The organism is Pseudomonas sp. GM18, from assembly GCF_000282195.1.
Lineage (GTDB): Bacteria > Pseudomonadota > Gammaproteobacteria > Pseudomonadales > Pseudomonadaceae > Aquipseudomonas.
Genome location: NZ_AKJT01000025.1, coordinates 125751 through 136659 on the forward strand (window position 1 = coordinate 125751; position 10909 = coordinate 136659).

Here is a 10909-nt window from a genome sequence, read left to right on the forward strand (position 1 = left end):
GTCCTTGTGGCGGGGGTCGATAACCAGCTTTACACTCAGACCACCGCCGCTACCATGGGTTCGCCATGTCGACATTAGATGAAGAAGATCGCCGCGAATACTACCGTATCGAGGACACGATCGCACTGGAAATTCGGCCCCTGTCTGCTCCCGAAGCAGCAGGCCAGGAAGTGTTGCAGGATGCTTCCCCGCTATTCAACCTGCTCAGCGAACTGCACCTGAGCGAATTCGAGTCGCAACACCTGTTGCGCCAGATCAGCGAACGCGACCGGACCATCGCCGCGTTCCTGAAATCACAGAACAAACGCATCGATCTGCTGAGCCAGGTGGTCGCCCTGACCGTGCTCGGACAGATCGGCGAACCGCAGCCGGTGATCATCTCCGAAGGCGGCATCGACTTTCAGCATCCGACGCCCATTGCCGTCGGCGCGCACCTGTCGGTGAAGCTAGTGCTGATGCCACAAGCCCTCGGCCTGTTGCTGCGGGCCCGCGTCACCCATTGCGACCGCAAGGGCGACGGCTACGACGTCGGCACCGAGTTCGAATACCTGTCCGATGCCCAGCGACAACTGCTGGCCCGCTACATCTTGCAGCGACAGGCACAAGAACGACGCCTGGCGCGCGAACAAAACGAAACCGGCCATTAATTAAGGAAGAACCGTGACTCTCATCTACGGCCATCGCGGCGCCAAAGGCGAAGCACCGGAAAACACCCTGACCAGCTTTCAGCAATGCCTCAAGCACGGCGTGCGCCGCTGCGAACTGGACCTGCACCTGTCCATGGACGGCGAGTTGATGGTGATCCACGACCCGACCCTCAAACGCACCACCGACCGCCGCGGCAAAGTGGTCGAACACACGGCTGCGGAGCTGGTGACCTACGACGCGCGCAAGGGCGGCCCGGGCTGGATCAAACCTTGCCCGATCCCGACGCTGGAAGAATTGTTCGAGCAATGCGATTTCGAGCACTGGCAGCTGGAAGTCAAAAGCGCTTCACGCACCCGTGCCGCAACCACCGTGCTGGCGATTCGCGAAATGGCCCAGCGTTTCGGCATGCGGGACAAGGTCACGATTACGTCGAGTTCGCGCGAAGTGTTGAAAGCCGCGCTGGACCTGGTGCCGGACGTGTCTCGCGGACTGGTGGCCGAGTACGCCTGGCTCGACCCGTTGAAGGTCGCGCAAAACTATGGCTGTGAGATGCTGGCGCTGAACTGGACCCTGTGTACGCCGGAACGCCTGCAGAAGGCGCAGCGTCAGGGGCTGCATGTGTCGGTGTGGACAGTCAACGAGCCCGCGCTGATGCGCAGGCTCGCCGACTTCGGCGTTGACAGCCTGATTACAGACTTTCCCGGTTTGGCCACTGCCACGCTCGAGAATTGCTGAAATCGGTCTCCCCGGCCGGCTCAGGCCACCGGCCGGAGCCGCTCAAAAAAGCCGGTTGAGGCCATCGTACGCCGCTACCCGATAGGCTTCGGCCATGGTCGGGTAGTTGAACGTCGTGTTGACGAAGTACTTCAGGGTGTTCTGCTCGCCCGGCTGGTTCATGATCGCCTGACCGATGTGCACGATCTCCGACGCCTGATAACCGAAGCAGTGAACGCCCAGCACTTCCAGCGTTTCGCGGTGGAACAGGATCTTCAGCATGCCTTGCGGCTCGCCGGCGATCTGCGCACGCGCCATGCTCTTGAAGAATGCCTTGCCCACTTCATACGGCACCTTGGCCTGAGTCAGCTCTTGCTCGTTCTTGCCGATCGAGCTGATCTCCGGAATGGTGTAGATGCCGGTCGGCACGTCGTTGACGAAGCGCCAGCTGCCGTTGTCGACGATGCTGCCAGCGGCCGAACGGCCCTGGTCGTGGGCGGCACTGGCCAGGCTCGGCCAGCCGATCACGTCACCGGCGCCATAAATGTTCGGCACGCAGGTACGGTAGTTCTCGTCGACTTCGATCTGGCCACGGCTGTTGACCTTCACGCCGATGTTTTCCAGACCCAGCTGATCGGTGTTGCCGGTACGGCCGTTGCACCAGAGCAAGGCGTCGGCCTTGATCTTCTTGCCGGACTTGAGGTGCAGGATCACGCCGTTGTCCACGCCTTCGACGCGGTCGTAGTCTTCGTTGTGGCGAACCGTGATGTTGTTGTTGCTGAAGTGGTAGCTCAGGGCCTGGGAAATTTCCGAGTCGAGGAAGCTCAGCAACTGACCACGGTTGTCCACCAGTTCAACCAATACACCCAGACCACTGAAGATCGAGGCGTATTCGCAACCGATCACGCCGGCGCCGTAAACGATGAGTTTACGCGGGGTGTGGCCGAGGCTGAGGATGGTGTCGCTATCGTAGATACGCGGGTGATGGAAATCGATGTCCGCCGGGCGATAAGGACGCGAGCCGGTGGCGATGATGATGTGCTTGGCCACCAGTTTTTCAACCACGCCGTTGGCGCAGACGACTTCGATGGTTTGCTCGTCGGCGAAGCTGCCGGTGCCGAAGAACACGTCGACGCGGTTACGGGCGTAGTAGCCGGTGCGCGAGGCGACTTGTTTGGAGATGACTTTTTCAGCGCTTTTCAACACGTCCGGGAACGAGAACCAGCGCGGCTCACCAATGGCCCGGAACATCGGGTTGGTGTTGAACTGCATGATCTGCCGGACCGAGTGACGCAAGGCCTTGGACGGGATGGTGCCCAGGTGGGTGCAGTTGCCGCCGACCTGGCGACGGCTATCGACCATCGCCACCTTGCGCCCTGCCTTGGCGGCGTTCATTGCCGCGCCTTCTCCCGCCGGGCCGGAACCCAACACCACCACATCGTAGTTGTAGACAGCCATGCGTACTCCTCAGAACAGGCCGCGGCGCCCTCGGCACCTGCGGCTAAATCACGCCGATTCGGCGGCGTGAAGGAACAATTTGGGGCCAGTGCAGAACCCGGACACAGTCTATAGAAGCGTCAACGCCGCGCACATTAACCCTTGGTCGCGTCGTAGGCTAGTTTTGCCTGCACTACAAAGCCACCGAAAAATGCTTTTGCTGGCGCAATCACTCGGTTTTCTCACCGGCCAGGCGCTCAAAAGCCTGATTGGTGCGTGTGACAAAACCTGTATCGGCACGAATCACAAAGAATGCAGCAATGTCATGCGTCTGGGCATAGTCCCAGCCCCGTTCAGGACCAAGAATCAGCAACAGCGTCGATAAGCCATCGGCCATCAACGCTGAAGGATGAATCACCGTGACTGACGCCAGGGCGTGTAGGACCGGCGCACCGGTGCGGGCATCGAAGGTGTGGGAATAGCGCCGACCATCCTGCTCGAAATAGTTACGGTAGTCACCGGAGGTGGACACGCCGTAGCCGTCGACGGCGATGATGCGCTTGGCCACTTGTTGGTCATCGCGGGGTTCTTCCAGGGCGATGCGCCACGGTGTGCCGTCGAGTTTTTTGCCGACCGCCTTGAGTTCGCCGGTGGCTTCAGCGAGGTAGTCGTGGATGCCCAGCGCTTCGAGTTTTGCGGCAATCGTGTCGACCGCGTAACCGGCAGCGATGCTGTTGAAGTCGACCTCGACCGCGGCATCCTTGCACAACTGGTCGCCATCGATGCGCAAGTGGCTGTGGCCGACGCGCTGCTGCACCTCGGCCAGCGCTTCGGCACTCGGGACTTTTTCCTCACGCGCCTGCGGGCCAAATCCCCAGAGGTTGAGCAGCGGCTCCACCGTCAGGTCGTAGGAGCCTTCGCTTTGCGAAGACAATTGCTCGCCGACGCGGACCAATTCGAGCACCGGGCCAGGCATTACCTGACAGCGACCGGCCGGCAGTGCGTTGAAGCGTTCGGTGTCCGAGTCGCTGCGATAGGTCGAAAATTGTCGATCCACTTCGGCGAGGATATTTTCCACTTCGGCCTGCACCGCTTTCGGCCCGGGCGTGGAGGCATGCCTTACGTATTGAATGGAATAACGACTGCCCATGGTCGGGCCGTCGAAGCGCTCCAGGCTGTCGCCGTTGCCGCAACCGGACAAAACGCCGGCCAGCACCACAAGTCCACCCCACCGTCCAGTTAACAAATCTTCATCTCCCCTCAAAACCGCGCCCGCCATTATGGGCTCCAGAGCGCATGGGAGCGAGGCCTGCTCCCTCCCACAGGTGCAGCGCTTTCAAACAAGATTGACCAGAGTGAGTATCTACAAATGTCTTCCAGCACGAGCAAAGGCAAAGCGATCTTTCGCGTTGTCAGCGGTAACTTTCTCGAAATGTTCGACTTCATGGTCTACGGCTTTTACGCCACGGCCATTGCCAAAACCTTCTTTCCCGCCGATAGCGCGTTTGCTTCCCTGATGCTGTCTCTGGCCACTTTCGGGGCCGGTTTCCTGATGCGTCCGCTGGGGGCAATTTTCCTCGGTGCCTACATCGACCGCCACGGCCGCCGCAAAGGCCTGATCATCACGCTGGCGTTGATGGCCGCCGGCACAGTGCTGATTGCCTGCGTGCCGGGTTACGCGACGCTGGGCGTCGCGGCGCCGCTGATCGTATTGTTCGGTCGCCTGCTGCAAGGCTTCTCGGCGGGCGTGGAACTGGGCGGTGTGTCGGTGTACCTCGCCGAAATCTCCACACCGGGCCGCAAAGGCTTCTTCGTCAGTTGGCAGTCCGCCAGCCAGCAAGCCGCGGTGGTATTCGCCGGCCTGCTCGGCGTGGGTTTGAACCACTGGCTCAGCCCCGAAGAAATGGGTGATTGGGGCTGGCGTGTGCCGTTCCTGATCGGTTGCATGATCGTGCCGGTAATCTTCGTGATCCGCCGCTCGCTGGAAGAAACCCCGGAATTCCAGGCGCGTAAGCACCGCCCTACCCTGCGGGACATCGTCCGCTCGATCGGTCAGAACTTCGGCATCGTCCTCGCCGGCATGGCGCTGGTGGTGATGACCACGGTGTCGTTCTACCTGATCACCGCCTACACCCCGACCTTCGGCAAAGCCGAGCTGCATCTGTCGGATCTGGAGGCGTTGCTGGTGACGGTGTGCATCGGCCTGTCGAACTTCTTCTGGCTGCCGGTGATGGGCGCGCTTTCCGACAAGATCGGACGCAAACCCCTGCTGCTGGGCGCGACAATTCTGGCAATCCTCACGGCTTACCCGGCGCTGTCGTGGCTGGTGGCGAACCCCAGCTTCAGCCATTTGCTGATTGTCGAGTTGTGGTTGTCGTTCCTGTATGGCTCGTACAACGGCGCCATGGTGGTGGCCCTGACCGAGATCATGCCGGTAGAAGTGCGTACGACCGGTTTCTCCCTGGCCTACAGCCTGGCGACCGCAACGTTCGGTGGTTTCACCCCGGCGGCCTGTACGTACCTGATCCATGTGCTGGACAACAAGGCAGCGCCGGGGATCTGGCTCAGTGGCGCGGCGGTGCTGGGGTTGATCGCGACACTGGTGTTGTTCCGTGGCAATCGGCATGCGTTGCGCACGGCGCAAGCGGCTGTTATCGGCGGCGCTCAGTAACAGATACACAAGAAGCCGTAATGCAATCTGTAGCAGCTGCCGAAGGCTGCGTTCGCCTCGGGCCGCGTTCGGACGAAGCAGTCGTAAAATCAGAAATTGCAGTACGTCAGGCAGATCGCATTGGCCGGACTCACGACTGCTTCGCAGCCGAACGCAGCCTTCGGCAGCTGCTACGAGGAATGCGTCGCGGCTGAAATGGCTTAACTATGTCGAGGGCCGTCACACGGCATGCAGCCAAGGCGGCCCCTCTGCGAATCTGGTCTCCAGCCATTCCTTGAAAGCCGTGAGCGTTGCCGGCGTGAAGGCAGCGGACGCTCGCACCAGATAAATCCCGCCCTGGGCATCCAGATCCCACTCCGGCAGAACGCGCACCAACTGACCGTTGGCAATCTCCCGGCTCATCAGCCACTCGCCGGCGCCCAGGATACCGACGCCGGCCTTGGCTGCAGCGAGCAACGCTTCGCCGTCGTTCGAGGTCAAGGTTCCCCGTGTGATGACCTTCTCGTGTCGATCGCCCTTCGACAAGCGCCATTCAGGGAACGCCGCCAGGCCGGTAAAGCCCAGGCAGTTATGATCGGTCAGTTGTTTCGGATTGGTCGGTAAACCGTGCTGTTCTATATAAGCAGGTGAAGCGCAGAGGATGCGGCGATGATCGCTGAGCTTCTTCGCCACCAGGCGGTTGTCGTTCAATTCGCCAATACGAATCGCCGCGTCGAATCCTTCAGCAATGATGTCGACGACACGATCGCTGTAATCCACCTCGACGGAGACCAGCGGATGAGCCGCCAGAAATTCCGGCAACATCGGCGCCAGCCACAGGCGCCCCATCGCGGCGGGAAAAGCCAGGCGCAAAACGCCGCGCACCTGCGCAGCACCCAGTGATGCCTCCTGTTCCGCCTCGATGATCAACCCCGTGGCAGAACGCAGACGCTCGACGAGGCGGTTGCCAGCATCGGTCAACCGCACCTGTCGTGTCGTGCGCTCCATCAGCCGCACACCCAAGCGTTTTTCCATGGCCGCCAGCCGCTTTGAAATCACCGTCGGATGACGTTGCAGCAGGCGCCCGGCAGCCACGAATGAATGCGCCGAAGCAACCGCAAGCAGCGCGGCAATTTCATCGATGTGGCGGCTGTCCAATGGGTTCACGAAACACTCTTCTTTCAGATAGCGGCGATCAGGGTTTGAGGACAATCGCTCCGCGAGATTGGCCACCTTGCAGATCGGCATGGGCCTTGGCCACATCAGCCAATGCATAGCGGCCCCAGATGCCGGGCTTGATTATGCCCGCCTCGACCGCGGCCAGTACATCATCGGCCCGTTGCCGGTATTCAGCGATGTCCGCGGTGTGCGCGCCCAGTGAAGGACGGGTCAGGAACAACGAGCCCTTGGCATTGAGCGTGGCCAGTTCAACCGCCGTCGGCGCCCCGGAGGATGCGCCGAAAGACACCATCAGCCCACGCGGTCGCAGGCAGTCGAGCGACGCTTCGAACGACACGCGCCCGATGGGATCGTAGACCACATCGGCTTTCTTGCCGTCGGTGATCTTCGTGACATCCGCAGCCAGTGTCTGGGCGTTGAACACCAGCACCGCATCGCAGCCCAGCGCCTTGGCTGTCTCGATACTCTCGGCCCGGGACACAACGCCGATGACAAAAGCCCCCAGGTGTTTGGCCCACGTCGCCATGATCTGCCCGAGGCCGCCCGCTACGCCATACAGAACCACAACGGTGCCGGGGCCGACCGGATAAGTCGTCTTGAGCAGGTACTGCGCGGTAATGCCTTTGAACAACACAGCGGCGGCCTCTTCAGCCGTCAACGCGTCGGGAATCGGCACCAGCCGCTCGGCCGGATACAGCCGCGCACTGGCGTAGGCGCCAACAGGCCCCGTGGCGTACGCCACCCGATCACCCACTTTGACGTTGCTCACTCCGGCGCCGATGGCGGCAACCCGGCCCGCCCCTTCAAGCCCCAGCCCCGACGGCAATGGCAGCGGTACGGCGCCGTTGCGCTGAGTCACATCAAGGAAGTTGACGCCAATCGCCTCTTGCTCCAGCCAGACTTCACCCGGCCCCGGCTCACGCGCCGCCACCTGCTCGATGTTCATCACCTCAGGTGCGCCGGTGTGTGCGATACGAACGACTGAAACCATTGCCTGACTCCTTCATTTCAGCGCAGCCCGTCTGCGCGATGTGCAGGGAGTATCGGCATTCGATTTATAGCGAACAATATAGCCTTATTGCAGTTCATTACTGCACACAATGCAGCAGTCCGAAACCCTCGGCAACAGGGTCACAGCAAGGGCCAGGATGATCAGCGCCACCGCGACGGCAAACGTTATCCGCATGCCGCTGGCGATGGCTGCGGGAGACGCGCTGGTGATGTCTGTCGTCGCCGAGGCAAGCGCAAACACAGCGCCCATCACCGAGGCTCCGGTGATCAGGCCGAGATTGCGTGACAGGCTGAGCATGCCGGCAATCACGCCGCGCTGGTCCGGGTGGATGTCGGTCATGATCGCGGTATTGTTGGCTGCCTGAAACAACGCGTAGCTGGCCGTGATCACCGCGATGGGCGCGAGGTAACCGGGGAGACCGAACCCCGCAGGCATCATCGATAAAGCAGCCGCGCCGAGCGCCATTGCCGCGAGCCCGAGACGGGTCATGCGCCGAGTGCCAAAACGGTCCACCAGGCGACCGGCCGGCACGCCGGTCAATGCAGCCACCAACGGACCGACCGACAAGGCGAAACCGACAAGTGCCGTGCCGAGGCCAAGCGCACCCGAGAGATAAAACGGCCCGACCACCAGCGTCGCCATCATCACCGTCGATACGAGCACGCTCATGGCCAGGCTGGCGCTCAATCCCGGTTGGCGGAACAGCGCCAATTTGATCAATGGCGATGTAACCGTGACCTCAACGAAGATGAAAAGCCCAACGCCGAAAACAGCCGTCAGCAGCAGCGCGATATTGAGTGGACCAAAATCACCGTGCCCGATCGTCATGGCCAGCGCATACGCTGCAAGCGTTAGTGCCAGCAGCAACGTGCCGGCCTTGTCGAACCCCACCCGCCCCGCTTTCGCCCGCTGAGCATCCGCCGGCAAATAGCGATACGCAAGCCAGAGATTCAGCACACCCAGCGGTATGTTGATCAGAAAAATCGCCTGCCAGCCAACGCCAGCAATCAACATCCCACCGAGCGACGGCCCCAGCGTAGTGCCAATCGCCGACATCGTTCCGAGCAATCCCATGGCGCTGCCGGTCTGCGCTTTCGGTACCGTTTCACCGACAAACGCCACGGTCAGCGCCAGCATGATCGCCGCCCCAAGCCCCTGCACCGCCCGGGCGCCGACCAGCCACCCAAGCGACGGCGCGACACCGCAGGCCAGCGATGACAGGGTAAAAATGGCGATGCCCGCCAGCAGCAAGCGCCGACGACCGATCATGTCGCCGAGCCGTCCGACGCTGACGATCAGTGTGGTGATCGCCAGCAGATACGCCAGAACAATCCACTGCACGTGTTGGAAGGAAGCATCGAACATCTCGGCCAACGTCGGCAGTCCCGCATTGGCGATGCTGGTGTCGAGTGAAGGCATCAACATCGACAGCGAAAGGCTGGCAAGTGCCCAGCGCACCGAACCTGATTGAGTGATGGATTTCATTGCCTGGCCACGTCTGAAAGTTAGATCAGCAGCGTATGCCCGTGCGTGACAAGGCGGAAGGCGCAGCATTTGCACTTGATAGATGCATTTGACGCCACGTCAGACCCGCACCGTGCTAACGTTGCGGCATGACCACTCCCGACCTCAATCTGCTGATTACCCTGGACGTGCTGCTCGCCGAAGGCAGCGTCGCCCGCGCCGCCCAACGACTGCGGCTGAGCCCGTCGGCCATGAGCCGGGCGCTGGCGCGGTTGCGCGAAACGACGGGCGACCCGCTGCTGGTCCGGGCCGGACGCGGCCTGGTGCCGACGCCCCGAGCACTGGAACTGCGCGAGCACGTCAGTCGATTGGTGCAAGACGCCGAAGCAGTTTTGCGCCCCGCCGAACAACTCGATCTCAAGCACCTGGTGCGCACGTTCACGCTGCGCACCAGTGACGGTTTCGTCGAAAACTTCGGCCCGGCGCTGATTGCCCGCGCCAGCGAGCTAGCACCTGGTGTGCGCTTGCACTTTGTGCAGAAACTGAGCAAGGACAGCGCCGCGCTTCGCGACGGTTCCGTCGATCTGGAAACCGGTGTGGTCGGCGGCACGACCAGTCCGGAAGTGCGCACCCGAGCATTGTTCGAGGATCGTTTCGTGGGCGTCGTTCGGACGGGGCATTCGCTGAGCCTAGGCGAGGTCAGCGCCTCCCGTTACGCCGCTGGTCGGCACATCCTGGTTTCACGGCGCGGGCTCGATAAGGGGCCGATGGATGAAGCGTTGGAAGCGCTGGGACTGCAGCGGGAAATCGTCACCGTCGTCGGCGGTTTCTCAGCCGCCCTGGCACTGGCTCGCGCCTCGGACCTGATCGCCACCGTGCCCGCCCGACACACCCGAAACTTGCGCACCGGCCTGCACAGTTTCGAGCTGCCATTCGAGCTGCCGCCGATCACCATTTCGATGCTCTGGCATCCACGGATGGATGCCGACTCGGCGCACCGGTGGCTGCGTGATTGTGTTCGAGAGGTTTGTGCGCAGCCCTAGGGGACGCAAACTTATTTAATCCACCTCAAACCTTCTTTTTCTGAAACCCCTTCAACCGCACACTCGCGCGTTGCGCCGCCGCCATTTTTTCCGGACGCTTCATGCGTTTCCATTTTCTGATGTCGTCCTTGGTGCGGCCACAACTGACACACAGCTCACCGCTCAGCTGGCAAACGGCAATGCACGGATTTTCGATATCCTTGGCCACGTTTCAACCCCGCGTCGAGCGCTTGGGCGCCAGGCGTTGTTGCCAGTTACCGGCATTGGCGCGCTGACATTGTTCTTCAGAATCAAACTGCACATGGGCCGCGACCGGGCTGACGAGAACGTCCGCTTCATTTAATGCTACGGCCGTCAGTTCGACCATGCGCTCGCCCTGCCCGCTCGCCAGCGCCTGATCCTTATGGGCCTGCGTATCGAAGACCCAGATCACCCGCAGGCTGGATGGAAAGGCGTCGTAATCGATTTCGTGGGTCAACCAGCAAAACCCGACTATTTCCGCCTTGGCCATTTCACACGCCTCGGTCAGGGTGGCGACCAGGCGACGTTCGATGTGTGCCTGATCGCGTTTGCTTAAAGACATCGGGTGGGTCCTTGGGTGGCTGGCAACGGAAAGGACACATCATACAGTGGTCAGTAGCACGTCTTCGCGGGCAAAAGACTCTGCCTATCACCCACCAATACTCCCCCTATTAGCTGACTGCTTTATAGACGTCTACCCTTACTGGAGCGCTGGCGTAAGCCGGCCGGTTGAGACCTGAG

At 61.5% G+C, this 10909-nt stretch carries 11 protein-coding genes; 4 read left to right on the top strand and 7 right to left on the bottom strand.

Going from position 1 to position 10909, the window contains the following annotated elements; translation table 11 throughout:
- Nucleotides 1-65: 65 nt before the first annotated feature.
- Nucleotides 66-647: a PilZ domain-containing protein gene (locus PMI21_RS22070; RefSeq protein WP_007935281.1), complete on the top strand. Its 582-nt coding sequence runs from the start codon at nt 66-68 to the stop codon at nt 645-647.
- 13 nt (nt 648-660) lie between these two features.
- Complete coding sequence (locus tag PMI21_RS22065; protein ID WP_007935282.1) at nt 661-1383, top strand: glycerophosphodiester phosphodiesterase; 723 nt, start codon at nt 661-663, stop codon at nt 1381-1383.
- A 42-nt stretch (nt 1384-1425) separates the two neighbouring features.
- Here the strand turns inward: PMI21_RS22065 and sthA are convergent, their stop codons facing one another.
- Both sthA and PMI21_RS22055 read right to left on the bottom strand, forming a co-directional pair.
- On the bottom strand, nt 1426-2820 hold the full coding sequence (sthA, locus tag PMI21_RS22060) for a Si-specific NAD(P)(+) transhydrogenase (RefSeq protein ID WP_007935284.1): 1395 nt from the start codon (nt 2818-2820) through the stop codon (nt 1426-1428).
- A gap of 208 nt (nt 2821-3028) precedes the next feature.
- Nucleotides 3029-4078: an FAD:protein FMN transferase gene (locus tag PMI21_RS22055; RefSeq protein WP_007935286.1), complete on the bottom strand. Its 1050-nt coding sequence runs from the start codon at nt 4076-4078 to the stop codon at nt 3029-3031.
- Between the two features lie 90 nt (nt 4079-4168).
- Between PMI21_RS22055 and PMI21_RS22050 the strand changes: the two genes are divergently transcribed.
- Complete coding sequence (locus PMI21_RS22050) at nt 4169-5470, top strand: MFS transporter (protein WP_007935288.1); 1302 nt, start codon at nt 4169-4171, stop codon at nt 5468-5470.
- Between the two features lie 219 nt (nt 5471-5689).
- Here PMI21_RS22050 and PMI21_RS22045 read toward each other — a convergent pair whose 3' ends face one another.
- The 3 genes from PMI21_RS22045 to PMI21_RS22035 all read right to left on the bottom strand — a co-directional run bounded on the left by PMI21_RS22045 (nt 5690) and on the right by PMI21_RS22035 (nt 9125).
- Complete coding sequence (locus PMI21_RS22045) at nt 5690-6616, bottom strand: LysR family transcriptional regulator (RefSeq protein ID WP_033063835.1); 927 nt, start codon at nt 6614-6616, stop codon at nt 5690-5692.
- Nucleotides 6617-6644: 28 nt separating this feature from the next.
- The gene (locus PMI21_RS22040; RefSeq protein WP_007935293.1) at nt 6645-7619 is read right to left on the bottom strand and encodes a quinone oxidoreductase family protein; all 975 of its coding nucleotides are present in this window, start codon (nt 7617-7619) and stop codon (nt 6645-6647) included.
- Nucleotides 7620-7703: 84 nt separating this feature from the next.
- Nucleotides 7704-9125, bottom strand: coding sequence for an MFS transporter (locus PMI21_RS22035; RefSeq protein ID WP_007935295.1), 1422 nt, complete (start codon nt 9123-9125; stop codon nt 7704-7706).
- 128 nt (nt 9126-9253) lie between these two features.
- Here PMI21_RS22035 and PMI21_RS22030 point away from each other — a divergent pair, with 128 nt between their 5' ends.
- Nucleotides 9254-10147: a LysR family transcriptional regulator gene (locus tag PMI21_RS22030; protein ID WP_007935296.1), complete on the top strand. Its 894-nt coding sequence runs from the start codon at nt 9254-9256 to the stop codon at nt 10145-10147.
- A gap of 25 nt (nt 10148-10172) precedes the next feature.
- On the opposite strand, the gene PMI21_RS0127945 is transcribed toward PMI21_RS22030, so the two are convergent.
- Both PMI21_RS0127945 and PMI21_RS22025 read right to left on the bottom strand, forming a co-directional pair.
- A complete protein-coding gene (locus PMI21_RS0127945; protein ID WP_033063836.1) occupies nt 10173-10355 on the bottom strand; it encodes a DUF1289 domain-containing protein in 183 nt (60 codons plus the stop codon).
- Between the two features lie 3 nt (nt 10356-10358).
- Nucleotides 10359-10730: a hypothetical protein gene (locus PMI21_RS22025; protein WP_007935298.1), complete on the bottom strand. Its 372-nt coding sequence runs from the start codon at nt 10728-10730 to the stop codon at nt 10359-10361.
- Nucleotides 10731-10909: the final 179 nt, after the last annotated feature.

Bases quoted from the DNA above. Each gene is read 5' to 3' on its own strand.
- PMI21_RS22030 (WP_007935296.1), top strand. From the start codon at position 9,254: ATGACCACTCCCGACCTCAATCTGCTGATTACCCTGGACGTGCTGCTC.
- PMI21_RS22035 (WP_007935295.1), bottom strand. From the start codon at position 9,125: ATGAAATCCATCACTCAATCAGGTTCGGTGCGCTGGGCACTTGCCAGC.
- sthA (WP_007935284.1), bottom strand. From the start codon at position 2,820: ATGGCTGTCTACAACTACGATGTGGTGGTGTTGGGTTCCGGCCCGGCG.
- PMI21_RS22050 (WP_007935288.1), top strand. From the start codon at position 4,169: ATGTCTTCCAGCACGAGCAAAGGCAAAGCGATCTTTCGCGTTGTCAGC.
- PMI21_RS22070 (WP_007935281.1), top strand. From the start codon at position 66: ATGTCGACATTAGATGAAGAAGATCGCCGCGAATACTACCGTATCGAG.
- PMI21_RS22055 (WP_007935286.1), bottom strand. From the start codon at position 4,078: ATGGCGGGCGCGGTTTTGAGGGGAGATGAAGATTTGTTAACTGGACGG.
- PMI21_RS22025 (WP_007935298.1), bottom strand. From the start codon at position 10,730: ATGTCTTTAAGCAAACGCGATCAGGCACACATCGAACGTCGCCTGGTC.
- PMI21_RS22040 (WP_007935293.1), bottom strand. From the start codon at position 7,619: ATGGTTTCAGTCGTTCGTATCGCACACACCGGCGCACCTGAGGTGATG.